This window comes from Xanthomonas sp. NCPPB 3200 (assembly GCF_056393585.1).
Genome location: NZ_CM150785.1, coordinates 3,699,198 through 3,723,944, shown reverse-complemented (window position 1 = coordinate 3,723,944; position 24,747 = coordinate 3,699,198). Strand labels below are relative to the sequence as shown.

Annotated in this window: 19 protein-coding genes, 1 other RNA gene and 1 pseudogene; 8 read left to right on the top strand and 13 right to left on the bottom strand. The window is 65.3% G+C overall.

What is annotated here, in order from left to right; genetic code table 11:
* The first annotated feature begins 182 nt into the window (after window positions 1–182).
* Together AC06DU_RS16075 and tkt are read left to right on the top strand one after the other, a co-directional pair.
* A complete protein-coding gene (locus AC06DU_RS16075) occupies window positions 183–1,463 on the top strand; it encodes a dicarboxylate/amino acid:cation symporter (protein WP_102253528.1) in 1,281 nt (426 codons plus the stop codon).
* A gap of 232 nt (window positions 1,464–1,695) precedes the next feature.
* The gene (tkt, locus tag AC06DU_RS16070) at window positions 1,696–3,696 is read left to right on the top strand and encodes a transketolase (RefSeq protein ID WP_478202823.1); all 2,001 of its coding nucleotides are present in this window, start codon (window positions 1,696–1,698) and stop codon (window positions 3,694–3,696) included.
* Between the two features lie 254 nt (window positions 3,697–3,950).
* Here the strand turns inward: tkt and AC06DU_RS16065 are convergent.
* Window positions 3,951–4,886, bottom strand: a pseudogene (locus AC06DU_RS16065) (alpha/beta fold hydrolase); the annotation flags it as partial.
* 317 nt (window positions 4,887–5,203) lie between these two features.
* Between AC06DU_RS16065 and fhuE the strand changes: the two are divergent.
* Window positions 5,204–7,390 carry a ferric-rhodotorulic acid/ferric-coprogen receptor FhuE gene (gene fhuE, locus AC06DU_RS16060; protein ID WP_478202822.1) on the top strand — a complete coding sequence of 729 codons (2,187 nt, stop codon included), beginning with the start codon at window positions 5,204–5,206 and terminating at the stop codon, window positions 7,388–7,390.
* Between the two features lie 292 nt (window positions 7,391–7,682).
* On the opposite strand, the gene AC06DU_RS16055 is transcribed toward fhuE, so the two are convergent.
* Window positions 7,683–8,654: a LysR family transcriptional regulator gene (locus tag AC06DU_RS16055; protein WP_478204431.1), complete on the bottom strand. Its 972-nt coding sequence runs from the start codon at window positions 8,652–8,654 to the stop codon at window positions 7,683–7,685.
* 99 nt (window positions 8,655–8,753) lie between these two features.
* On the opposite strand from AC06DU_RS16055, the gene AC06DU_RS16050 reads away from it, so the two are divergent.
* On the top strand, window positions 8,754–9,515 hold the full coding sequence (locus AC06DU_RS16050; RefSeq protein WP_478202821.1) for an SDR family NAD(P)-dependent oxidoreductase: 762 nt from the start codon (window positions 8,754–8,756) through the stop codon (window positions 9,513–9,515).
* A gap of 55 nt (window positions 9,516–9,570) precedes the next feature.
* Here the strand turns inward: AC06DU_RS16050 and AC06DU_RS16045 are convergent, their stop codons facing one another.
* The 5 genes from AC06DU_RS16045 to AC06DU_RS16025 form a co-directional block, all read right to left on the bottom strand.
* Window positions 9,571–10,296, bottom strand: a complete 726-nt coding sequence (locus AC06DU_RS16045) for a M23 family metallopeptidase (protein ID WP_478202820.1) — start codon at window positions 10,294–10,296, stop codon at window positions 9,571–9,573.
* A gap of 2 nt (window positions 10,297–10,298) precedes the next feature.
* Window positions 10,299–11,228: a L,D-transpeptidase family protein gene (locus tag AC06DU_RS16040; RefSeq protein ID WP_184609501.1), complete on the bottom strand. Its 930-nt coding sequence runs from the start codon at window positions 11,226–11,228 to the stop codon at window positions 10,299–10,301.
* A 363-nt stretch (window positions 11,229–11,591) separates the two neighbouring features.
* Window positions 11,592–14,306 carry a TonB-dependent receptor gene (locus tag AC06DU_RS16035; RefSeq protein ID WP_478202819.1) on the bottom strand — a complete coding sequence of 905 codons (2,715 nt, stop codon included), beginning with the start codon at window positions 14,304–14,306 and terminating at the stop codon, window positions 11,592–11,594.
* A 129-nt stretch (window positions 14,307–14,435) separates the two neighbouring features.
* The gene (locus AC06DU_RS16030) at window positions 14,436–15,620 is read right to left on the bottom strand and encodes a phosphatidylinositol-specific phospholipase C1-like protein (protein ID WP_478202818.1); all 1,185 of its coding nucleotides are present in this window, start codon (window positions 15,618–15,620) and stop codon (window positions 14,436–14,438) included.
* Between the two features lie 131 nt (window positions 15,621–15,751).
* Window positions 15,752–17,710 carry an acetyl-CoA hydrolase/transferase C-terminal domain-containing protein gene (locus AC06DU_RS16025; protein WP_478202817.1) on the bottom strand — a complete coding sequence of 653 codons (1,959 nt, stop codon included), beginning with the start codon at window positions 17,708–17,710 and terminating at the stop codon, window positions 15,752–15,754.
* A gap of 152 nt (window positions 17,711–17,862) precedes the next feature.
* Between AC06DU_RS16025 and AC06DU_RS16020 the strand changes: the two genes are divergently transcribed.
* From AC06DU_RS16020 to AC06DU_RS16005, 4 genes are all read left to right on the top strand, one after another.
* On the top strand, window positions 17,863–18,231 hold the full coding sequence (locus AC06DU_RS16020; RefSeq protein WP_434981785.1) for a BlaI/MecI/CopY family transcriptional regulator: 369 nt from the start codon (window positions 17,863–17,865) through the stop codon (window positions 18,229–18,231).
* Window positions 18,221–19,513 (top strand): TonB family protein, encoded by a 1,293-nt coding sequence (locus AC06DU_RS16015; RefSeq protein ID WP_478202816.1) that lies wholly within the window; start codon window positions 18,221–18,223, stop codon window positions 19,511–19,513. Before AC06DU_RS16020 ends, AC06DU_RS16015 begins: the two co-directional genes overlap by 11 nt.
* 70 nt (window positions 19,514–19,583) lie before the next feature.
* Window positions 19,584–19,659, top strand: a non-coding RNA gene (locus AC06DU_RS16010) — sX9 sRNA.
* On the top strand, window positions 19,648–20,241 hold the full coding sequence (locus AC06DU_RS16005) for a hypothetical protein (RefSeq protein WP_478202815.1): 594 nt from the start codon (window positions 19,648–19,650) through the stop codon (window positions 20,239–20,241). Before AC06DU_RS16010 ends, AC06DU_RS16005 begins: the two co-directional genes overlap by 12 nt.
* A gap of 18 nt (window positions 20,242–20,259) precedes the next feature.
* Here the strand turns inward: AC06DU_RS16005 and AC06DU_RS16000 are convergent, their stop codons facing one another.
* The 6 genes from AC06DU_RS16000 to AC06DU_RS15975 all read right to left on the bottom strand — a co-directional run bounded on the left by AC06DU_RS16000 (window position 20,260) and on the right by AC06DU_RS15975 (window position 24,685).
* Window positions 20,260–20,817: a flavin reductase family protein gene (locus AC06DU_RS16000; RefSeq protein ID WP_104608897.1), complete on the bottom strand. Its 558-nt coding sequence runs from the start codon at window positions 20,815–20,817 to the stop codon at window positions 20,260–20,262.
* Between the two features lie 46 nt (window positions 20,818–20,863).
* Window positions 20,864–21,478: a molybdenum ABC transporter ATP-binding protein gene (gene modC, locus AC06DU_RS15995; protein ID WP_016902262.1), complete on the bottom strand. Its 615-nt coding sequence runs from the start codon at window positions 21,476–21,478 to the stop codon at window positions 20,864–20,866.
* On the bottom strand, window positions 21,478–22,164 hold the full coding sequence (gene modB, locus AC06DU_RS15990; RefSeq protein WP_172454204.1) for a molybdate ABC transporter permease subunit: 687 nt from the start codon (window positions 22,162–22,164) through the stop codon (window positions 21,478–21,480). Before modB ends, modC begins: the two co-directional genes overlap by 1 nt.
* Before the next feature lie 15 nt (window positions 22,165–22,179).
* Window positions 22,180–22,956, bottom strand: coding sequence for a molybdate ABC transporter substrate-binding protein (modA, locus tag AC06DU_RS15985; RefSeq protein WP_478202814.1), 777 nt, complete (start codon window positions 22,954–22,956; stop codon window positions 22,180–22,182).
* Window positions 22,957–23,031: 75 nt separating this feature from the next.
* Window positions 23,032–23,856 (bottom strand): MBL fold metallo-hydrolase, encoded by an 825-nt coding sequence (locus AC06DU_RS15980; protein WP_478202813.1) that lies wholly within the window; start codon window positions 23,854–23,856, stop codon window positions 23,032–23,034.
* A 13-nt stretch (window positions 23,857–23,869) separates the two neighbouring features.
* Window positions 23,870–24,685: a S1/P1 nuclease gene (locus AC06DU_RS15975; protein ID WP_478202812.1), complete on the bottom strand. Its 816-nt coding sequence runs from the start codon at window positions 24,683–24,685 to the stop codon at window positions 23,870–23,872.
* Between the last annotated feature and the right edge of the window lie 62 nt (window positions 24,686–24,747).

Here is a 24,747-nt window from a genome sequence, read left to right as displayed (position 1 = left end):
ATATCGGCTGTGCCCGCCCCACAATGAGCGCGCCAGCTGTGTTGAACGCTCCAGCGCCCGTATCGGCTGACGTGGAGGTGCACCTACCCTCGGGCAGGCGCACGGCGACAGGCTGGGTAGGTGGCCGCGTCGATGGCGTTTGTTAAGCTCCGGGGCTTGTGTCCAGATCAAGGCCCGACCAGATGACTGCATCCCCCGCCGCACGCCGCCCGGGCCTGCCCCTGCATTGGAAGATGGGCATTGGCTTCGCCGTCGGTCTGCTGCTGGGTCTGGCCGTCTACTACCTGGCTGGCAGCGATGCCGACTGGGTGCGCGTGGTCACCAAATACGTCACCACGCCGTTCTCGCAGATCTTCCTCAATCTGATCTTCATGCTGATCGTGCCGCTGCTGTTCTCGGCATTGGTGATGGGCATTTCCGAAATGGGTGACATCCGTGCGCTCGGGCGTGTGGGCTGGCGCACCCTGGGCTACACCGTCGTGCTGTCCGGCGTGGCGGTGTTGCTGGGGCTGGTGCTGGTGAATGTGCTCAAGCCTGGTGCCGGCGTGGACCCGCAGCTGGCCAACCAGTTGATCCAGCAGAACGCCGAGCGTACCCGCGAGATCATCTCCAGCTCCGGCACCCAGCCGCAGGGCATGGACATGCTGTTGTCGATCGTGCCCAGCAACGTCATCGCGGCAGCGTCCAGCAACGGCGCGATCCTGTCGCTGATGTTCTTTGCGGTGATGTTCGGCGTGGGCATGGTGCTGACCGCCGACGAAAAGGTGGCCACGCTCAAGCGCGGCATCGAGGGCATCTTCGAAATCTCGATGACCCTGATCGGCTTGGTGATCCGCCTGGCGCCGTATGCGGTGGCCTGTTTCATGTTCAATCTGGCCGCGCTGTTCGGCTTTGATCTGCTGATCCGTCTGGGCGCTTACGTGGGCGTGGTGGTGCTGGCGCTGGGCCTGCACATGGTGGTCAGTTACGGGCTGGCAGTGAAGTTCGCCGGGCGCTCGCCGATCGGCTTCTTCAGGCAGACCCAGGAGGCCACGATGATGGCGTTCTCCACCGCCTCCAGTAACGCGACCCTGCCGACCGCCCTGCGTGTGGCCGACGAGATGGGCCTGCCGCCGCGGGTGTCGCGTTTCGTGCTGACCGTGGGCGCCACCGCCAACCAGAACGGCACCGCCTTGTTCGAAGGGGTGACGGTGATCTTCCTGGCGCAGTTCTTCAACGTGGACCTGAGCATCGGCCAGCAGTTCATGGTGATGCTGGTCTGCATCCTGGGTGGCATCGGCACCGCCGGCGTGCCGTCCGGCTCGCTGCCGGTGGTGGCGCTGATCTGCGCGATGGTCGGGGTCAACCCGGTCGGCATTGGCATGATCCTGGGCGTCAATCATTTCCTGGATATGTGCCGGACGGCGCTGAATGTGACCGGCGATCTGGCGCTGACGACCTTGGTTGCCAAGGGCGAGGAATAGGGAGTCGGGAATCGGGAATGGGGAATGGGGAAGAGCGGGCTGTAGCGATCGGTACGGGTGATGTGAGGTCCTGCTGCACCGCAGCGGTAGCTTTGGTAAGAGCGGCGTCAGCGACCAACCTGCAGCACTGCACCCGATTCCCGATTCCCCAATCCCAGCCCCCTAACGCGCTCTGTGGGAGAATAAGTGTCTCCGCTTCCAGCGGTGTTCCCCTCCGCTTCCATAGACGCCCATGACCCAGCCCACCCGCCGCCAGCTGGCCAACGCCATCCGTTTTCTCGCCGCCGATGCGGTCGAAGCCGCCAAATCCGGCCATCCCGGCATGCCGATGGGCATGGCCGATATCGCCGAAGTGCTGTGGAACGATTATTTCCGGCACAACCCCAACAACCCGCAGTGGTTCAACCGCGACCGTTTCGTGCTGTCCAACGGCCACGGCTCGATGCTGCAGTACGCGCTGCTGCACCTGTCCGGCTACGACCTGCCGATCGAGCAGCTCAAGCAGTTCCGTCAGCTGCATAGCAAGACCGCCGGTCACCCCGAGCGCAGCGAAACCCCCGGCGTGGAGACCACCACCGGCCCGCTCGGGCAGGGTTTTGCCAATGCGGTCGGGTTCGCGCTGGCCGAGAAGTTGCTGGCGCAGCGCTACAACCGCCCGGAGCTGGAAATCGTCGATCACCGTACCTGGGTGTTCATGGGCGATGGCTGCATGATGGAAGGCATTTCCCATGAAGCCGCCTCGCTGGCCGGCACCTGGGGCCTGGGCAAGCTGGTCGCGTTCTGGGACAACAACCAGATTTCCATCGACGGCAACACCGCCGGCTGGTTCAGCGACAACACCCCGGAGCGCTTTGAGGCCTATGGCTGGCATGTGATCCGCGATGTGGACGGACATGACGCGGAGAAGATCAAGGCCGCCATCGAGACCGCGCTGGAGAACACCGACAAGCCCACGCTGATCTGCTGCCGCACCAAGATCGGCTTCGGCGCACCGAGCAAGGCCGGCAAGGAATCCTCGCACGGCGCACCGCTGGGCAAGGAAGAACTCGAGGGTGCCCGCAAGGCGCTGGAGTGGCCGTACGGCCCCTTCGAAATTCCCGAAGAGATCTACGCCGGCTGGCGCGCAGGTGGCACCGGTACCCTGCGTCAGGCCGAGTGGGAGCAGCTGTTCGACAAGTACGGCAAGCAGTACGCGGCCGAAGCTGCCGAGCTGACCCGCCGCTCGCACGGCGAGCTGCCGGCCGACTTCATCGCCCAGGCCGATGCCTACATCGCCAAGGCGCAGCAGGACGGCCAGACCATCGCCTCGCGCAAGGCCTCGCAGCTGGCGATCGAAGCGTTCGCGCCGTTGTTGCCGGAACTGATCGGCGGTTCGGCCGATCTGGCGCATTCCAACCTGACTTTGTGGAAGGCCAGCAAGTCGGTGGCCACCGATGATCCGGATGCCAACTACGTCTATTACGGCGTGCGCGAGTTCGGCATGACTGCCATCGCCAACGGCCTGGCGCTGCATGGCGGCTTCATTCCGTTCGACGCCACCTTCCTGGTGTTCAGCGATTACGCGCGCAACGGCGTGCGCATGAGCGCGTTGAATCCGGCCCATGCCATCCACGTGTACACGCACGACTCGATCGGCCTGGGCGAGGACGGCCCGACCCATCAGCCGGTGGAACACTTGGCCTCGCTGCGCTACATCCCCAACAACGATGTGTGGCGCCCGGGCGATGCGGTGGAGTCGGCGGTGAGCTGGAAGGCCGCCATCACCCGCAAGGACGGCCCGAGCTGCCTGGTGTTCAGTCGCCAGAACCTGCAGCACCAGCCGCGCAGTGACGCGCAGCTCAAGCTGATCGAGCACGGCGGTTATGTGCTGGCCGATGCCGAGGGCGGCACGCCCGACGTGATCCTGATCGCCACCGGTTCGGAAGTCGGTCTGGCGGTGGAAGCCAAGCAGACCCTGGACGCGGCCGGGCTGAAGACGCGCGTGGTGTCGATGCCGTCCACCGACGTGTTCGATCGGCAGGATGCGGCCTATCGCGAATCGGTGCTGCCGAACGCGGTGCGCAAGCGCGTGGCGGTGGAAGCGGGCGTAACCGGCTTCTGGCGCAAGTACGTGGGCCTGGATGGCGATGTGGTCGGTATCGACACCTTCGGCGCCTCGGCACCGGCCGATCAGTTGTACGCGTACTTCAAGATCACCGCCGAGCATGTGGTCGCGGCAGCCAAGGCGCTGTAACGCCTTGCGTGATGCCTGAAAGAAAAAGCCGGCGAAAGCCGGCTTTTTTATTGGATCTCGTGATCAATGCGCGATGTGCGGTACTTCATCATTCAACGAGCGCGTTGCGTGTTTCAGTGCGCGTCGTTGGCCAGCGCCGATGCGCGGATCCTGGTCAGCACTTTCAGCTGTGCGTCCATCATCGGCGGGTTGGGGTCGTGCCCGGTGCGTGGCAGCAGCAGGAATTCCTTGTTCGGTGCAGAAAGTCCATCGAAATAGGCTTTGCTGATCTGCGCCGGCGTGACCAGATCCTGTTCGCCCTGAATCAGATAGACCGGCATGGCGAACTGCGGCCCGAGTTTGCGCAGGTCGATCTGCGGGCCCATGCCGTCGCCTGCCAGCCCGACGAACTGCAGGAAGGAATAGTCTTCTCCGGCCTCATAGGCTGCACGGTAGTCGGGCGTGTCGTACTCCGCTGCGAAGGTGAACCAGTCTTCCGGTGCCGGGTCGGTGCTCAAGGCTTCGTACTTGCGTGTCAGGCGCCTCAGGACTCCGAAGTTGCGCGGGTTGGTCCATGGCGGCGGGCCGATCGTATCCAGCTTGCCGATCGCATCCGCATCGCTGGCTGCGCGGGCCAGGCTCAGCGTCTTGGCGTAACTGGCCGCCATATCGTCCTGGTAATTGACCAGTTGCGCTGTACCGACATACGCATGGAACAGACTGGGATTTGCCTTGGCGATAGTGACCGACAGTGCCGAGCCCCACGATCCGCCCATCAGGATGAGCTTGGGTTTCCCCAGCCGTTGCATGGCATAGCGCGCAACCGCGCTACCGTCCTGGGTCAGCCGCTGCATGGTCAGCGTCTCGCCGTCGGCAGGTTTGCTTGCCGCGTAGGTCTTGCCGGAGCCGCGCTGATCCCACTGCACGATGGTGAAGTCGCGCGTCCAGCTGCCGAACAGGCGATGCGCGAACGGCGTGTTGGGGTTGCCCGGCCCGCCATGGACGATCAGCACCACCGGATTGCGGCAGTCCTGACCTTCGATCGTGACCCATTGCTGGATGCCTCCGATCTGCACAAGACCTGCCTCGTGCACGGCGTTGCCGGGTACGCGGCAAGCCTCGTTCAGCGACGTTTTATCTGGCCCTGCAGCAGCGCTCACTGCCGGCGTGCACAACAGCAGCAGAGCGATAGCTATCCAGCATTTCTTCATGTGATCCCCATTGTAGTGCGTTCCGTCGTTACGTCAGCCAACTGTTCAGTAGCTCCCGTTCCGAGTGTCGCGTCCATGCGAGTTCGGCTGCAATGGCTGAGGTCAGACCGCGAGTTGCGTAGTGCGTCTCCTGTCCAGGTAGCGCTCGCTTGTGTCAAGTAAATGCTAAAAATATGTCAATCCGGCTATTTAAAATGTGAATCATTCCCATTAAAATGGCGCGCTGCCGTTGGTAAGGCACACACCGTTTCCTCCCCTTGTTGCCGGCGCGGCGTCTTCGCAGCGCGTGGTCTGATCCGTCTGCGTTGGAGTTCCCGATGATCCGTAGTACCGAATTGCGTCTTGCTTCCGCGGGCGCGCGTCGCCATGTCCTTCCGCGCGCGCTGTTCGCCGCGCTGTGCGCGATGGCCGCCGGCCAGGCATTGGCCGAGACGCCTGCCGCCGGCGATGCAGAGGTCACCACCCTGGACCGGCTCATCGTGCAGGGCGAGCAGGCCAAGGGCTATACGGTGGAGAAGACCACCGCCGGCACGCGCATGGACCTGTCGCTTCGGGAGATCCCGCAGTCGGTCACCGTGATCACCCGCGACCGCATGGACGACCAGAACCTGCAGAGCATCACCGACGTGCTCAACAACGTCACCGGCATCTCGGTGGCGCAGAGCGACAGCGAGCGGCTGGAGTTCTATGCACGTGGCTTCTACATCGACAACTACCAGTTCGACGGCATCCCGGCCTACATGGAGCAGGCCTGGAGCTACGGCGATTCGGCGCTGGACGTGGCGCTGTACGACCGCGTCGAAGTGGTGCGTGGCGCCACCGGCCTGCTGACCGGCTCGGGCAACCCGTCGGCCTCGATCAACCTGGTGCGCAAGCATGCGCTCAGCCGCGACTTCACCGGCACCGTGTCGGTGGGTGGCGGCGATTTCAACAAGACCCGCAGCGTGGCCGATGTCACTGTGCCGCTCAGCCCCGAAGGCACCGTGCGCGCGCGCGTGATCGGCGTGTACCAGGACGGCGAGTCGGACATGGACCGCTACGGCCTGCGCAAGAAGATCGGCTCGGCGATCATCGATGCCGACCTCACCGACAGCACCTTGCTGAGCGTGGGTTACGAGTACCAGAAGAAGGAATCGAACGATGTCACCTGGGGCGGCTTCCCGCTGTTCTACAGCGATGGCACCCGCACCAACTATGATCGTTCGTTCAACCCGGCGGCCGACTGGACGTTCTGGGACACGCGTCTGCAGCGCACCTTTGCCAGCCTGCAGCAGAGCTTCGACAACGGTTGGACCCTCAAGGCCAATCTGAGCCACGAGAAGACCGAAGCGGCCAATCACCTGTTCTATCCGTTCTATACGATCTTCGGGTTCGACCGTGCCACCGGTGGCGGCGTGGTGCCGTATTCGGGCAACTACCTGACTGAGCGCAAGGCCGATGGTGCCGACGTCTATGCGGAAGGCCCGTTCCAGATGTTCGGTCGCGAGCATCAGCTGGTTGCCGGCGCCAGCTACAACCGCCGCGAGTACGTCAATAACGGCACCTTCGATTTCCCGGCGCCGCTGGACAGCTACCTCGGCTGGACAGGTGCCTATCCGGAACCCAACTGGAGCCCGCGCACGGTGCAGAGCACCGGCACCATCAAGCAGAAGGCAGCCTACGTGGCTGCACGCTTCTCGCTGGCGGATTCGCTGAAGTTGCTGGTGGGTGCGCGCTACACCGACTGGCAGATCGATGGCGGCAACTTCGATGCCACGCAGGGACTGGCGCCGTTCTCCGACAGCCAGACCGAAGTCACCCCGTACGCCGGTCTGGTCTACGACATCAACGACGTGTGGTCGACGTACGTCAGCTACACCGAAATCTTCAACCCGCAGACCCTGCGCGATGCCAATGGCGGCTACTTGGATCCGTTGACCGGCAAGGGCTACGAAGCCGGCGTCAAGGCAGCGTGGTTCGACGACAGGCTCAACGCCTCGCTTGCGGTGTTCCGCATCGAGCAGGACAACCTGGGCGTGGCCACCGGCGGCTTCGTCCCCGGAAGCAGCGAGTCGGCGTATGAAGCCGCCAACGGCGTGGTCAGCGAAGGCTTCGATTTCGAGGTGTCCGGGCGGGTGACCGAGAGCTGGAACACCACCTTCGGCGCCTCGCACTACACCGCCCGCGATGACGGCGGCACCTCGATCAATACGCATCTGCCGCGCACCACCCTCAAGCTGTTCAACAGCTACACCCCGCAAGGTGCGTGGAGCGATCTGACCGTGGGTGGTGGCGTCAACTGGCAGAACCGCTCGTACTATGTGGACCCGGTCTACGGCGCATTTCAGCAGGGTGCTTACGCACTGGTCAGCGCGTTTGCGCGCTACCGGTTGTCGCCGCAGTTCTCGGTGCAGCTCAATGTCGACAACCTGCTCGACAAGCGCTACTACACGCAGTTCAACGGTGGCTATGGCGCATGGGGCGCCTCGCGCAACGGCATGCTGACCTTCAACTACACGTTCTGATCGCAGACCGGGCCGGGCGCGATGTCAGCGCCTGGCCTGGTGTTGCAACGATGCAGGCACCTTGCAGAAGGTGCCTGTTTTTGTGTCTGGCGTCAGCGGAGTGATCGTGGATCTGCGGCGCATGCTGCACTGCCTGCGCTGCATGCTGATATCGGTTTGCTTCGGTGGTATCGAAGTGGCGCGCAAGCAAGTGATGCCTCCCGCCAATGTCGGCGCGCTACAGAAACACTTCCTGCCTGCGCACACGCGCACGCGAAGACGTGCCGGCAATCGCATCGACGGTGGCCCGGGGCTACAGCGGTTCCAGATACGGTGCCATCACCTCCGTAACCCAGTCCATGAACGCACCTACGCGTTGCGGCAGATGGCGACGCTGCGCGTAGAGCAAGGTGACCGGCATCGGTTCCGGCGCGATGGCGGCCAGCAGCTCGATCAAGGCGCCGCTGTCCAGGTGCGGGCGCAACGGGCTGGCCGGCGCCTGGATGATGCCCAGGCCCGCCAATGCCGCGGCGAGATAGGCATCGCCGTTGTTGACCGTCACCGGGCCGCGCATCGGCAGTAGCTGGTAGGCCGGTCCATCGCGGTACTCGAAGCCGGACGATCGCTGGCCCAGCGTCGGCACGTAATGCACCAGATCGTGGTGAGCCAGATCGTCCAGGCGCTGCGGCATGCCCCGTCGTGCGAGGTAGTCGGCACTGGCGCAGTTGATGATGCGAAACACGCCGAGCGGTCGTGCGACCAGATTGGTGTCTTCGAGCGTGCCCACGCGCAACACGCAATCGAAGCCTTCGCGCACCACATCGACGCGGCGGTCGGTGCCGCTGATTTCCACCTCCAGCTGCGGGTGCTGCGCCAGGAACTTGGGCAGCGCGGGAATCACGAAATTGCGCGCGATGCCGGAGGACATGTCCACCCGCAGGCGCCCGCGCAGCTGGCTGCGCTCGCGCTGAAACATGCTCTGCAATTCGTCCATGTCGTCGAGCAGATCGCGGCTGCGCTGGTAGAACGCGGTGCCGTCGCCGGTGAGTTGCACGCGGCGCGTCGTGCGATGCAAAAGCTGCGTCCCAAGCGAGGCTTCGAGCCGCTGCACGGCGGTGGAGACGCTGGCTTTGGGCAGGCCCAGCGTTTCGGCGGCGCGGGTGAAACTGCCGAGCTCGGCGACGCGCAGGAAGGCGCGTAGCGACTCCAGGGTATCCATCGATTGGTCGACGTTCTTGAACGGTGCAATCAGGTTGGACCGATTTATGTGGCGCGGCAAGCGCAATAGTCTTGGCACGGCCAGGCAATGTCACCCCCGCCAGCGGTCACCGACCAACTCTGTGATCGCCCCCAATCGCTTCCCAACACGTACCGGAGTCCATCCATGTCGACCACCTCACCGATCACCCTGATCACCGGCGGCAGCCGCGGCCTGGGCCGCAATGCCGCGCTTGCGCTCGCTGCGGACGGCAGCGATATCGTGCTGACGTATCGCAGCCAGGCAGATGAGGCCGCTGCGGTGGTCGCCGAAATCCACACGCTTGGCCGCCGCGCGCACGCACTGCCGCTGGATGTTGCCGACGCGGAGTCGTTCGCGGCATTCGCTGAGCAGTTGAAGCAGGTGCTGGCCGGTTGGGATCGCACGCAGTTCGATGCGCTGGTCAACAATGCGGGTACCGGGCTGCACGCGGCCATCGCCGACACCACGCCGGCGCAGTTCGACGCCCTGGTCAACGTCCATCTCAAAGGGCCGTATTTCCTGACCCAGGCGTTATTGCCGCTGATCGCCGACGGTGGACGCATCCTCAATGTGTCCAGCGGCCTGGCACGTTTCGCACTGCCCGGTGCCTCGGCTTACGCGATGATGAAAGGCGGGGTGGAGGTATTCACTCGCTATCTGGCCAAGGAACTGGGCGCGCGTGGCATTCGTGCCAATACGCTGGCGCCGGGTGCGATCGAGACAGACTTCAACGGCGGCAGCGTGCGCGATAACGCACAGGTCAATGCGATGGTGTCGTCGGTCACGGCGCTGGGACGCCCAGGGCTACCGGACGATATCGGGCCGGTGGTCGCTGCATTACTCGCGCCGGGAACCGGGTGGATCAACGCGCAACGCATCGAGGTATCGGGCGGCATGTTGATCTGAATGCACAGGCCTGCGCATCACGTGCAGGCATGTGTCTGCATTACCGCCTGGTGCATCACTGCAGGGTCTGGTCGCCATGCAATACGGGGTAGGGATTCAAGACCTCTCCCTTCCACCATTGTTTTTCCGGCCCCAGGCGGTGGATCTCGAAGTGCAGATGCGGTGCGGCAGGATCGGCATTGCCGGTACTGCCGACGTAGCCGATGACCTGGCCGCGCTTGATTGCCTGCTTTTCTGCCAGGCCATCTGCATACCGTTCCAAGTGTGCGTAGTAGTAGCAGTACGTGCCGTTCGGATCGAACTGGTACACGGTCAGGCCACCGCGCTCGCTGTTGAACAGTTTCTCGACCGTGCCGTCTGCAACTGCAATGACCGGTGTGCCGGTCGGCGCAAGAATGTCGATGGCATCGTGCACGCGGCCTTCGCTGCGTGCGTCGGTAAAGGTGTCCTGCAGCTGGCCGCTGCCGATGCCTTGCACCGGAATCAGCAGGCCGCTGCCTGAACTCGAAGCCTCAGGGGAGGCTGCAGACGCAGGCGCGGCTGGCGTGTTTGCGGCGGGCATCTCGGTGGATGGCGACGATGCGGCAACGGCTGGATCGGCAACCGCTGGAGCGGCAGAAGGCGCTGCCATTGCCGCCTCTGCCGCATCAGACCGCGCTGTCACCGCGGGTGCAGCTGCGGACGCCGGTGCCAGCGCCGCCTGTGGCGCCTCGCGTTCCAGCCACCAATAGCCGGCTGCACCGAGCAAGACACCGACCACCAGCATCATCAGCAGTTTCATGCTTACTCCTGCATCACCACCGGCATGGACGGGCCAACCACGCTGGCCAGATTGACCACGTCCCAGTTGGTCAGGCGCACGCAGCCATGCGATTCGGTCTTGCCGACATGGCCGGGTTCCGGCGTGCCGTGCAGGCCGTAATGCGGCTTGGACAGATCGATCCACACGCGTCCGACCGGATTGTTCGGGCCGGAGGGCAGGGTGGCCTTCTGATCACCCTTCTTCGCGTCCCAGAACAGCTTGGGGTTGTACTTGAACACCGGGTCGCGCGCCACGCCCAACACCTTCCAGCGGCCGATCGGCAGCGGGTCGTGCTTGCTGCCGGAGGACACCGGGAACTGCGCATACACCTTGCCGTCGGCATCGAACAGGCGCAGCGTCGACTCGGACTTGTCGACCACCAGCTTGGCCGGCTTGGCCAATGGCGGGACACCGTCGATGTTGGGCACCTGGATCACGCCACCGGCCTTGTTCAAATCCACGCCGGGGTTGAGCTGGCGCAGCAGTTCCGGAGCGGCATGGAAACGCTCGCCCAGCGCCTCGTCCACCGAGGTGTAGCCCAGCGACGTCAGCTTGGCCTGTTCGGCCGGCCCTTTCGGGATCGGCTGGAACGGCCCGGCCACATCGGCATCGGTGAGCGTGTACTGCACCAGCGCCGGCGTGGTGTCGGCCTGCAAGGCCTGCCAGGTGGCGTCATCCAGCTCACCGGTGACCTTGATCTGGTGCGCTGCCTGAAACCCCGACACCGCACGCTTCTGGTTGGAACCACGCTCGCCGTCGATCTGGCCCGGCGAGAAATGCGCACGATCCAGCAGCACCTGCGCATGTAGATCCGAACGCGGGCCGGTCGGCACGACGGTCGCAGCGGGCGTTGCTGCAGGTGCCGGCGCAGGTGCTGCGGCAGGCTGCGGCGCTTGCGCCAGTGCGGACAGGGAGGTGCCCAGAGCAAGGGCGAGCAAGCAGGCGCGAGCGTAGATGCGTGGTGGCATGAGCAGGTCCGGAAGAGGCATGCGCGCACCTTGCCCGAGCCGCCTGCGTGGTCTGCGTGAAATGGCTGCACCGGGACTGACTGGGGACGCAGTCGCGATGCGGGTCAGGAGTGGATACCTGCCATCTCGCCTCCGCACAGCTGCCATAGATGCCGCTGCCTGCCGCTTCTACCCGAGCGGCAGAGAGAATGATGCAACACGCCGCAATCGATCGCCTGCATGTCAGTCAGGCGATCGATACGGATTGGTGCAGACCCGGTCCCTGCAGCTGCAGACATCGCGCCGCAGCTGTCTGCAGGTCTGCCGTCAGTAGGTGTAGCCCAAGGTCAGCATGTATACCCGTCCGGTCTGTACATAGGCGCCGTCGGCGCCAGGGTCGTAGGCCATGTAGCGCCTGGACTTGCCCTGGGTTTCGTAGAACGTGGCGGCATTGAGCAGGTTCTTGGCCGACACACCGACATCGACGTGGTGCGGCAGATGATAGGTCGCAGTGAAGTCCAGTGATTTGACCGGTTGCAAATAATAGTTGAGCCGGTCGCTGGTCAGCCCCAGCAATTGCAGGCCCGTGTAGTTGTAGCTCAGGTCGGCGCGCAGGTGCGTATCGTCGTAGAACAGATCCAGGTTGTAGATACGCTCGGGTGCGCGTGGCAGCCAGGTCTTTTCCGGTTGGTCGCTGCGTCTGCTGTCTGCTTCGCTGTGCTGCAGGGTGAGGTTGGCGGTGACGCCGACGTTGCTCCACAGGCCCGGCAACTCCTGCAGGCGCTTGCTCGCTGCCAGCTCCAGTCCATAGAGCTTGGCGGTGCCGCCGTTCTGCGGCATGGTCACCGGCACGCCGTTTTCGAAGGTGGTGCCGGTCGGTACCAGCCCGCCCAGGGTGTTGTCGTTGCTGGTTGCCGATTGCGAGGTATAGATGAAGCCGGTGATGCGCTTGTAATAGGTCGATGCGCTGAGCACGCCGCCGCTGTGATCGTAGAACTCGGCGGAGAGATCGGCGTTGTCGGCCTTGCTCGGCTGCAGATCGGGATTGGGCCTGGAGATGCCGACCAGCTTCTGGGTATCGTCGATGGTGTACACCGTCTCGCCGGAAATCAGGCCGAACGCCGGGCGGCTGAAACTGCGCCGCAACGAAGCCCGATACACGGTGAGATCATCCGGCCGATAGTTGATGCTGATGCCCGGCAGCACTTGCCCATAGGTGCTGCCGGTGCCGACGAAGCTGCCGGTGCTGCCATCGCCGCTGGATTGCCAGGATTCGGCCGCATAGCGTGTCAACTCGTAGCGCACGCCGGGCAGCACGCTCACCGAGCCGACATGCAGCGCGGCCATTGCATAACCGGAATAGATCGCCTCGGTGCTGGAGGTGGTGTTGGCGTTGTAGTCGTTGGCGGTATAGACGCCTGCGCCGTTGGGATCGTTGACGTACTTGTAGGGCAGCGCCTGCGCAAGCATCCAGTTGCGGTCCAGCAGCTTGAACGGGCCGGCGTAGCGGCCGTCGAAGGCGTGATAGGTGACGCGGCCCGGGATCGCGCTCAGTGGCGGCCCGCCTGCGGTGGGGAAGGCGTAATTGGGTCCGCCAAAATACGGCCCGTTGGTGACGAAGTTGCCGTCCTTGTGGAAGAACGGGTGATCGTAGGCGCCGCGGTCGGAGTGGTCGGCAGACAGGCCGAGCTTGACGCTGTCCAACACATCGCCATCGACCTGGTAGGTGATATCGGTGTGCGCATTGATGCGGTTGTCGTGACTGCCGGCGTCGTGCCCCTGCACCTTCCACAGCAACGACGAATCCAGGTTGTAGAAAAAGTCCTGCAAGGCAGGCGTGCTTGGCGCGATGCTGGGATAGCGGGGGTTGCTGAGGTCGAAGGCGAAGCTGCCGGGCGTAAAGCCATACAGGCTTGCCGATACGTAGTCCGGGCGGCTGCGGGTGCCGCGACCGACCGAGCTGCCGTAGTCGAAGCGCAAGCGGCCCAGCGTGGTCTGGCCTCCCAGCTGCAGCGTCGCCAGTTTCTCGTCGATATCGTGCGTGTTGAAATAGCCGCCACGCACGGCGGTGGGCTGGTTGCGATAGGTTTCCAGGCGCGCGCTGGACTGGTCCTGCTGCCCGGTGACGCCGTAGCTGCCGTAGATCGCACGCGCGTACAGCGCGCTGTTGTCGCCTTGCCAATCCAGCGAGAGATTGCCGCCGTAGCGTTCGATCTGGCTGGTGTAGAGGCTGTACTTGTAGCGGGTGCTGATCAACGGCCCGACATCGCGCAGGTCGGTTGCAGTGGCGAGGGCGGGATCGGCCGGCACGTATTTGCTGTTGGGCGCCGGCGCCTGCGCCATGTTGTTGTTCCTGCCGTAATACGCCGATGCGTAGAGGCCGAAGGCATGGCCATCGCCAAACTTCCAGGCCAGCTCCTGCTGGAAGGTGCCGCCGCTGTCCTTGCCGCCCAGCTTCGAGGCCAGCGCATTGAACTGGCCCTGCGCGGTGCTCTTGGCGTAGACATCCTGCTCAAAGTCGAAGGCATTGGGCGTGCGCATGTCGATCGCGCCGCCGATCGCATCGCCGGGCATGTCGGGCGTTGGGGATTTGGACACCTGCACCGACTGGATGCCGAACGGCGCCAGCATGTTCAACGAGATGGCGCGCGTCGACGAATCGGTTTCCGGCATGCCGAAGCCGTTGAGCGTGTAGGCGTTGTAGCTGGCGTCCATGCCGCGAATGCTGACGTAGGCGTTTTCGCCGGTGGTGGCCTGGCCCAGATGCATGTCGCTGTATGCGGACAGGCCCGGCATGTGCGACACGACATCGGCGATGCCGCCGGAGGGGATCGCATCGATCTGCTGCTTGCTCATCACGCTGTTGACGCTGCTGGACAGGCGCTGTTCGTTGAGCGATCCCGGCGCGGCGGCGTGCTTGGCCTGCACGTTGACCGAATCCAGCGTGGTGGTGCCGAGCTCCGGCGTCTCGGCAAACGCCGGCGCGGACAGTGCCAGCGCGATGGCGCAGGTCAGGCGATGGGTGGTGCGTGGGGACTGCATGCAATGGCTCGCGTGGTTGGAGAAGATGGAGTGCCCCTTACTGCGGGTGCGGGTGTGCATCGCCGACGCCTTCCGTTGCGACAGGTCTGTGTGTGGTGCGGAGATTGCGACGACGGCAGTGACCCCGACTCAGTGCCTGAGGTCGACGCCCTTGCAGTGCGCCTGCGCCAGCTGCGGATTGCAGCGTGCGACCGCATCGCCTTCGAAGCGCACCACGTAACCGTTGCCGGCCGGCTCATGTGCGGGGAAGTCGGTGCTGAGCAACTGCGCGCCGCTGGCCAGCATGCGGTCGCGGCGGGTGGTGTCGTGTTGCAGTGCTTCTTTCAGGTCGGCGTCGGTACGCGTGCGCACCAGGTAGCCGGCTTTCACCAATTGGGTGATCGTCTCGGCGGGGCCATCGTTGAGTTCGGTGAACGCGGCATCGTCTTGGCCAGGCACGGCATTGGTGAAGCACACGCGTCCGCGCAGCGACGGATGCCCGCGCAGGTAGCTGGCACCGGCCGTGCGTTGGTCGAGCAGGAACACCACCTTGCCGCGTGCCTCGCTCAACGACGGCCAGCCATGCGCAAGCACTGCGGCGTTGAGCGTGGCTGCGTTGCCACGGACCTGATCGGGGCTGAGATACTCGCCGGGTCGAAACACCGAGCGCAGTTCGGCATCCAATGCATCCATCGCCGCCGGATCGAACGGCTCCGGCTGCACGGTCGGAAACGCCAGTTGCACCGGCGCCTGCTTGGTTTCCAGCAGGATAAAGATCGGCACATGTCCGGGGTGCTGCTTCGACCACGCACGCACTTCCTGCAGGCACGCGATCAAGGGCTGGCAGGTGCTGCGCTGGTCCACGTCCTGCACGTGCATGACCTTGAAGCCGGGTCTGTCCATCACTCCGGCCGGTGCGCTGGGCGGTGCGGGCGGCAAGCCGGCCTTGGCGATCTGCGCGACGCTGGCCGGGTGTGCGTAGCGACCACCGTTGGCGTCGGCGAAGACATCCAGTTCGAGTTGTCTGACGCCATCATCCAGTTGTTGCCTCAGCGGCGGATGGCGGTAATCCAGTGCCGCGAACAGCTCCGGACTTAGTCGTTGCAGCAGCGTCGCTTCGCTGGGGGCGAAGCCGGCGTGGTAGCTGTTGTGGCTGCCGATGTATTGCAGATCGGTGAGGCGAGGCGCGGCATGCGCGGCATGCGCGGTCACGCCGGCCAGCATCAGCAGGCCAAGGAATGCAGCGCTACGTGTGTTGCTTCGCCTTGCGCGTGATGGCTTCGCTGTGCGGTCATCGCCTGGATTCACAGCCGAAACAACGAATAAGCAGCGCATGCAGCCAGGCCGGAAAGAAGGTGGTCGCCATCATCCCGGCCAAATTTGACGCAAGGCTTTCCGCCGTATTGCCGTCGTGCGTCACAATGCGAAAAACGCGCCATGGCATCGCTTTTCGCGACACGGGCGCGTCAGTGCACTCCGGTCTTCCGCAAGGCATACGCCAGTAGCCGCGCCTGCACGCGTTCGCCGATGCTGCGTGGCGCATCCAGTGCCATCCGTTGCAGACCGGCGGCTTCGTATGCATCGTCGCCCTTGCGTGACAGCAGTGCCCGCCAGACGGTCATCAGCTTTGCGCTATTGCCGGCGGTGGTGCGTTTGAGCCAGCTCAGGGCGCGCAGCAGGTGTTGTTCGACCTCGGTGAAGTCGCTGCCGAGCGGGTAGTCGGGCAGGCTGCCATTGCTGCGGAACGGCGCCAGCGCCTGTTCCAGTGCCTGCGGCGTGTTGCGTTGCGCACGCGCAGGCAGTGCAGGGTCGCCACGTAGCTTGCGCGATGCCTTGGCGGTTGCCAGCAACGCGTCCTGGAAGCGTGCATCGCAGATGCCGGCCATCGCCAGCACGCAATCCTGATCGGTTTGGTAGCGCAGGTCGGCGATGCCGTACTCGGTGATGTACAGATCGCGCAGATGGCGCGGAATGGTGGTGTGCCCGTAGTTCCAGCGCACATTGCTCGCTGCGTGTGCACCGGCATCGCGCGTGGCCCGCAGCATCAACGCGCTGCGCGCCTGCGGCAAGGCATGCGCCATCGCCACGAAGTTGTACTGGCCGCCCACGCCGGAAACCACACGGCCATCTTCCAGCCCGTCGGACACCGCCGCGCCGAGCGCGGTGGCCATCATGCAGGAGTTGAAGAAGCGCGCATCGCGGCGTTGCAGCCGCTCCAGCGCTTCGTTGCCGCCATACAGCTGGTTGATCTCGCTGATGCGACGCATGCCGATGGCATCGCGCGTGTCCGCATCCAGCTCGCGTAGCCACTGGTAGAAATCCGGCGAGCCGAGATAGAACGCCCCATGCAGAAACTCGCCTTCGCGGGCCAGGCGCGCGTGATCGGCCGCATCGGCGCTGCCGTCGGCGATGCGCTGCATCAGCGCCAGATCGTCGTGCACCTTGCGGCGGATCACGCCGCTGTCCACCAACTGCTTGAACCCTTCGTTGAGCATTTCGCTGCAGCCGTACAGGCCGATCTCGAACGGCGCCAGGCCACCGCTGGCGCGCACCGCAGGATGCTGTTCCAGTTGCGGGTCCAGCGCCTGCAGCACGCGCCGATAGGTGGCGTTGTCGGTATGTCGCAGTACCAGCGCATGGCTCAGCGCATCGGCCAGGGTGCCGATGCCGATCTGCAAGGTGCCGCCATCGCGGACCAGCGCGCTGGCATACAGACCGATGGCGTAGTCGACGCTGGTTACCGGCTGCCTGGGCAACCCGAACAGGCGCGGCGACGGACCGGGCAGGTCGATCACCAGATCGAAGAACGCTTCCTCCACTGCCGCGGTTCCGCCGATCCACGGCAGTTGCGTGTCCACTTCGGCCACCAGCATGGGGCGCGGCAGGCCGAGCGCCTGCACCGCATCCAGCGTGTCCTGGGTGATGTCGTTGTTGCACGACAACGACAGCCGCGTGCCGCCCGGTTCGCGCGCCACCTTCTGCACGATCAGGTTCGGCGCGCGCTGCGCCACCGCCGCAGCAGCGTGGGTGTAGTTGAGGCTCGTATAGTCGGCCTGCGCCTGGGTGGAGTGCAGCAGCCCGCCGGACTGCATGTAGAACTCTTCCACCTGCACATGCGCCGGCAGCGCATCGCGCAGCATGTCATCGACATAGGCAAGACGCGGGAAATCCTCGCCAAAATGGCGCGCGATGAACGGCGCCGCAAAGCGTGCCTCCAGTCCCGCGCCGGGCCTGGGCGGATTGAGCGACAGCGCCGTGTACAGCGCCAGTGGCCGGGTCGGCGTGTGCTTGAGCTGCGCATACAACGCGTTCAACAACCGGTGCGGCTTGCCGATGCCCAACGGCGCGCCGACGCGCAGCGGGCCATCGAGGCGTTGCAGGATGTGCGCAACCGCGCCGGGCAGGTCGGTGAGGTATTCAGTCATCGGTGCAGGGTAGCCGAGGCGATGGCGGGGCAGGTATCTGGATCGCCGACAAGGCCTGGTCGGCGCATGCATTTCCCGCAAGGCAATCGAAAACGCGCTTGACAGGCGCAAGTTTTACATGTGTAATCGATAAAAATTACGGATGTAATCGCATGTCGATCAGTGACGCCGAAGCGGTGGTGATGCAGGTGCTCTGGGATGCGGCGCCACGCAGCGCCGACGAGGTGGTCGCCGCGCTGGTAGGCCGCAGCGACTGGGCCGAGCCCACCGTCAAGACCTTACTCAACCGCCTGCTTGGCAAGGGCGCCATCCGTGCCGAGAAGCAAGGGCGACGCTATCTCTATTCGCCGGTGCTGGCGCGCGAGCAGTGGGTGCAGCAACAGAGCGAGGGATTGCTGCAGCGCCTGTTCGGCGGACGGGTGGCGCCACTGGTGGCGCATTTCAGCGAGCGCGGAAAACTCAGCGCATCCGATATCGCGGAACTGAAACAACTGCTCAAGGAGCTGGACGATGAACCCTGAGGCCTGGGTCCTGTTGTCGCGCGCAACGCTGTACACCACCGCTGCGCTGCTGGTCTGCCTGCTCCTGCGTCGCCCGCTGCGCAAGCGGTCGGGTGCAGGCGCGGCGTATGCGATCTGGTCCTGCGTCCCGCTGGCGCTGGTGGCGGCCTTGTTGCCCGGCCCGTCTCTCGGCATCGCGGTGCCAGGATTTCCGGCGCTGACCGCCATGCCGGCGCTCTCCAGCGTGAATGGCGAAGGTCGTGCGTGGGCAACATGGCTGGCAGCAGCGTGGCTGGGCGGCGCGGTGGTGATGGCGATCGGATTGTGGACGCGGCAACGGCGTTTCATGCGCAGCCTGGGGCCGTTGCACCGGCTCGACGACCGGCTCTGGTCGGCCGTGCGCGATGCTGGTCTTCCTGCATCGTTGGGACTCTGGCGTCCGCGCATCGTGCTGCCGGCGGATTTCAGTGAGCGCTACAACGCCGATGAGCGCGCCCTGATCCTGGCGCATGAGCGCATGCATCTGCGCCGCGGCGACCTGCATGCCAATCTGCTGGCGGCGCTGATGCTCTGCATCGGCTGGTTCAACCCGCTGATGCATCTGGGCTGGCGTGCGTTCCGGCTGGATCAGGAACTGGCCTGCGATGCGGCCGTGCTGGCGCAACATCCGGGCAAGCGGCGCAGTTACGCCGCCGCCATGCTCAAGACTCAGTTTGGAGGCGACTTTACGCCGCTCGCCTGTCATTGGGCCGCATCGCATCCGTTGACGCAACGGATCGCGGCGCTGCGCGGTTCCCCCATCGCTGCCGGGCGTGCGCGCTGGCGCGTGGCGATGGTCCTGCTGCTGGCGGCGACGATCAGTACCGCCGCCTGGGCGCTGCAGCCGGCACACATTGCGTTAGCGGCACAACCGGCGCTGGCGGCCGGCAACGCGGTGGATTTCGCCACGATGCAGCCACCGAGATATCCGGCAGCCGCGTTTGACGGCGGTATCGAGGGCTTTGTCGAACTGCAGATCGACATCGACTCTGCGGGCAGGCCGCAGCACATCGACATTGTGCAGAGCAGGCCGGCCGGCGTGTTCGATCAAGCGGTGCTGGAGGCAGCGCGCCAGTGGCGGCTGAAACCTGTTTATGCACATGGCAAGCCGATTGCTTCCACGGTGCGCGTGCCGGTGAAGTTCGAACTGGATGGGCCGGAGCAAACGTCTACCGATGCCGCCGCCGCGCGCTCGGAGGCGCCAGCGTCCAACCGCCTTGCCGGTTGTGCTTCAGCGGGCTGCGCAAGGCGGGAGAGGCCGTGATGCAATCCAGGGCAACCAGCAAAACGACTGCACAACTGCCAGGCGAGCGCGCCCGGTGCCAGGGATTGGCATGTGCCGCTCGTACACGCCGGTTCCTGCGCGCTGGCCACGCCCACCCGACAACTGCTCGCCACGTGTTGTCGGCCGTCCTTGCGCCGACCTGCGCCGCAATCCTGGCGCTGTCGCTTGGCGCATGTGCAACGCAAGGGGTGCAGGAACAGCAGCGCAGCCAGCGCGAAGATTCGGTGGACCAGCGCATGCTGAGCGCGCAACCGGGTGGCAATGGTGGCGGCTCCATCCAGTCTTACACGTTGGCGCCAGCACAGCGCTTTCGCATGCCGCGCGCGCTGCGCAGCGATGCGCCGGTGCTGCCGGCCGATTCGCCGCGGCAGAGCTTGCCGCCGACCACCGTGTGCGCGCATGTGATCCTGACCGCCGACGGCGCGGTACAGCGCGTCGACCCCATGTCCGATCGCGACGAATGTGCGGCCGGTCTGCTGCCGGACAATGCCGATCTGGTGCAGTCGGTGCGAACCACGGTGCAGCAATGGCAGTTCGTTCCGGCCGCGCTGTGCACATTTGCCGCAGGTGTGGCGCAGCCGGTCGCGCTGGACGATTGCAGCGGCGCCATCAGCCAGCAGCCGGTACCGGTGACGCTGTCGTTCGCGTTCACCTTCGAAGTGCGGCAGGGCAAGGTCAGCGTGCGTACCGGCAAGGTGGCGCGTTGAGCGCGCGCATCGCTGCGATCAGAGCATGTCGGGTGCGAACAGGTGCCGCCGCGAGACTTCGTCGCCGGACAGCATGAAGCGGCCATCGCCGCGGTAGTGCACCGTCCTCGGGAGCGCGGGCCGCTTAGCCACTTGCGCGTTCACCACTTCCCAGACAAAGAGCGCGTGGCGATTGATCTGCCGGCCGTCGTGCAGGCGGCATTCGAAACTGGCGTAGCACTCGGCGATGGCCGGCGCTGCGACCCGTTGGCCGGGCACGGCGGTCAGCCCGAAGTGGTCGAACTTGTCGATCTGTGCACCGCTGCTGTTGCCGATGCCGATCACGGTGTCGAGCAGCTCGGCTGTCGGCAGGTTGATCACGCATTGCCTGCTGCGCCGGACCAGTTCGAAACTGTGGTTACCGGGGGCGATGCAGCACGCGATCAGCGAGGGCGAAAACTCCAGCACCATATGCCAGCCCATGGTCATGATGTCGCGCTGGCCCTTGTGGGCCGAGCTCACCAGCACCACCGGCCCCGGTTCCAGGAAGCGGCGCGCCTGCTCCACCGGGAATGCATGTTTTCGATACTGTTTCATGGACACACCAGCTGGTTGAATGCGGTGATCACCGGTGCCGATGCGCTCATTCCAGCACATGCACGCTATCGGCGATGCGCTGCACCTCGTCGGGATTGTGGCTGACATACAGCATCGGCAGGCGGATCTCGTCGCGCACGCGTTGCAGGTAGGGAATCAGTTCTTCGCGGCGCGCCTGATCCAGTGCCGACAAGGGTTCGTCGAACAACAGGATCGCCGGTTGCGACAACAAGGCGCGGCCGATCGCCACGCGCTGCGCTTCGCCTCCGGACAGATTGCGCGGCCGGCGTTGCAGCAACGGCCCAATCCCCAACAGCGCCACCACGTCGTCGAAACCGAATGGCGCCGTGCCACGCGCATGCCGGCCGTAACGCAGATTGCGGCGCACATCCAGATGCGGAAACAGCCGCGCATCCTGGAACACGTAGCCGATCCTGCGCTTGTGCGTGGGCAGGTTGATGCCTTGCCGGGCGTCGTACAGGCAGCGCCCGTCGATGCGGATATGCCCGGCCTGCGGCTGCACCAGCCCGGCGATGGCATTGAGCACCGTGGTCTTGCCCGCACCGGAAGGGCCGACCAGGGCCACCACCCGCGCCTGGTCCTGGATGTGGAGATGCCGCTGGAAGTTGCCGCGCTGCAGCTGCAGGTCGATATCGAGCATCAGCCGTCCTCGCGCGGATGCGGCCTGCGCACCAGCCACTCGGACAGCAGCAGCGCCGCCAGCGAGATCGCCAACGCAACGCCGGCCAGCCGCCACACGCCCGATTCCATGCCCGGCACCTGCATCAGCCCGTAGATGGCCGACGACAAGGTCTGGGTTTCGCCAGGAATATTGGACACGAAGGTGATGGTCGCGCCGAATTCGCCCAAGGCCTTGGCGAATGCCAGCACCATGCCGGCGACCAGGCCCGGCCAGGCCAGCGGCAAGGTAATGCTGAAGAACACCCGCCACGGGCCCGCACCGAGCGTGGCGGCGGCTGCTTCCAGGCGGCGGTCGGTCGCTTCGATGGACAGGCGGATCGCGCGCACCATCAGCGGAAATCCCATCACCGCGCATGCCAGCGCCGCGCCGGTCCAGCGGAACGCGAACTGGATACCGAGATGTTCCAGCAACCAGCTGCCGACCGGCCCCTGCGTGCCCAGCACCACCAGCAGCGCATAACCGGTCACCACTGGCGGCATCACCAGCGGCAGATGCAGCAGGGCGTCCAGCAGCGCCTTGCCCGGAAAGCGCCGCCGCGCCAGCAGCCAGCCGCAGGCGATGCCCGGCGGCAGGCTGGCGATGGCCGCAACGATGGCGACCTTGAGACTCAGGCCGATCGCGGTCAGCTCCTGCGGGGTGAACATCGACAACGGCGCGCCTCAATCCTGCAACGAAAAACCATGGCGAACGAAGATCGCCCTGGCCGGCTTGCTGCCCAGCCATTGCACGAACGCGGCCGTGCCGGCATTGCCGCTGTTCTTCAACGCAGCCACCGGATACACGATGGCGTCGTGGCTATCGGCAGGGAAGGTCGCAACCACGCGGACCTTGGGTTCGGCGCGCGCATCCGAGCCGTACACGATGCCCAGCGGCGCTTCGCCGCGCGAGACCAGCATCAATGCGGCGCGCACGCTTTCCGACTCGGCCAGGCGATTGCTTACTCCATCCCACTGACCGAGTTTGCGCAGCGCTGCGGCGGCATACTTGCCGGCCGGCACGCTGTTGGTCTGGCCAACCGCCAACCGACCGTTGTCACCGAGCGCCTTGGCAATCGCGCCGGGCTGGCGCGGATCCACGCGCAGCTTGCTGGTGGCCGGGGCGATCAACACCAGGGTATTGCCGAGCAGGTTGTGACGCTGCGCCGGCACGACCAGGCCGCGTTGCTGCAGATAGTCCATCCATTCCAGGTCGGCCGAAAAGAACACGTCCGCCGGTGCGCCTTGCTCGATCTGGCGCGCCAGTGCAGAGCTGGCGGCGTAGGAAACGCGCACCGGCGTGCCGGTCGCCTTTTCGTAAGCGGCCGCGGCCTCGTCCATGGATTCCTTCAGGCTTGCTGCAGCAAACACCGTCACCGGCGCGCTCTGCGCAGTGGCCAGGACGGGCAGGGCAAGCATCAGCACGCAGAACGCGCGCTGCCAAAAACCGATCGTGCGCATGGGAAGCTCCAGCAAGGTCAGGCAGCGATCATAGCGGCTGCGCGTCATGCGTCGCGTGGTGGCGACACTGGTGCGTCAGCCAGGTACGCCGTCGCAGCGGCCGGCCTGCAGATTGGTCTGCAATGCCGGCCGGATCAGCCTGGGCTCGGGCAGCGTGGCATCGCGGGCCTGGCGCTGCGCCACGAATGCCTCGATCTCCACGCCGTCGCGCACGTGGATATTGCTGCGCCGCTGCTCGCCGATGCTGGTCTGGTACGCCACCTCACGGCCGCCCGGGCCGTAGTCATGACAGACGAACACGCGCGTGTCCGCCGGCAGCGCGTACATGCGCTGGATCGAGGCGAACAGCTGCCGTGCATCGCCGCCGGGGAAATCGCAGCGCGCGGTGCCGGCGTCCGGCATGAACAACGAATCGCCGGGGAACAGCGCATCGCCGATCAGGTACGCGATGCTGTCGCTGGTATGCCCGGGCACCGCGATGACACGTACCTGCAGCGTGCCAAGCTCGAAGCGCTCGTCATCGGCGAACAGGTGATCGAACTGCGAGCCATCGGCACGGAAGTCGTCCGGTAACGCACAACGTGGCGCAAGCGTCTGCTGCACATCGCGGATACCGTCACCGATGCCGATGCGTGCCTGTGGCCAGTGCTGCTTCAGCCACTGCGCGGCAGACAGGTGATCGGCATGCGCATGGGTTTCCAGCAACCACTGCACCTGCCAGCCGTGGTGGGCGACGGCATCGACGATGGCTTGCGCGGCGCGCGTGCCGACCTTGCCGGTGTCGGCCGCATAGTCCAGCGCCGGATCGATCACCGCTGCCGCCCCGGTCGCCGCGTCGGCGACCACATAGGTGAAGGTGTTGCTGTCGGCGTGAAAGAACGCAAGCACCTCGGGCTGCATCGGCGTCTCCATCTCAGGGCGCGGCCAGCGCCGCATTGAGCACGGCGGCCAGTCGGTCGCCGGCCTCGCGCAATTGGGTCTCGGCAAGCGGACGATAGGTCGCGATGTAGTCGTCCGGCAACACGTGCTTGCTCGGATAGACGCCGGGCGTGACCGCGATCTTGCAGGAGGCCTGCGCCCACGCCGCAGCCGGCGGTGGCAGCACCGGCGATGTCGCAGCGGTCGCCGGCAACGCCAGCAGGCGTTGCAGATACGCATCGTCATCGAGATGGCGGTCGTTGAGCATGCCGCTGTCCCACAGCGCATGCAGGTTGCTGCCCTTGCCGGCGACCTGCAGCTGGAATTCATTGCCGCCCTTGTCGTGCGCGTAGCCGGCATGCATCGGCTGATGGATGTCGCCGACAAAATGCACCACGAACTTCAGGGCCTGCCGGCGCACGTCCAGCGGCTGGCTGCGGTCGGCAAGCAGCGCGGTCTGCCGGTCGAGCGCGGCGATCACGCAATTGCCGTCTGGGCAGTCGCGCGGCGGCGCGTACGTGCAGTCGTGCTCGCCAAGATTGACGTAATGCCAGGGCCCGGAGCGCTTGCCCAGCTCCCGGTCGTGCTCGCGCAGCTCGTCAGCCCAGCTGGCGACACCGGCCAATGTCGGGTTGGTTTCGCCCTTGAGCAATTGCGCCACCTGCGCTTGCGCCTGCGGGCTCAGTTCGGTCTCGGCAATGCGCGCCACCAGGCGGTGGCCTTGCGGCCCCCAGGCGAAGGCGCTGATGGGCTGGAGGGCCGCGACCACGGTTGCGGCAAGAAGGAGGATGCGAGGAGAGAAGGTCTTCATCCGGCAATTGTACGCATCGGTCCGGGACGGTTTGATGGCCGTCCCCGGGCGAAGCACAGCCA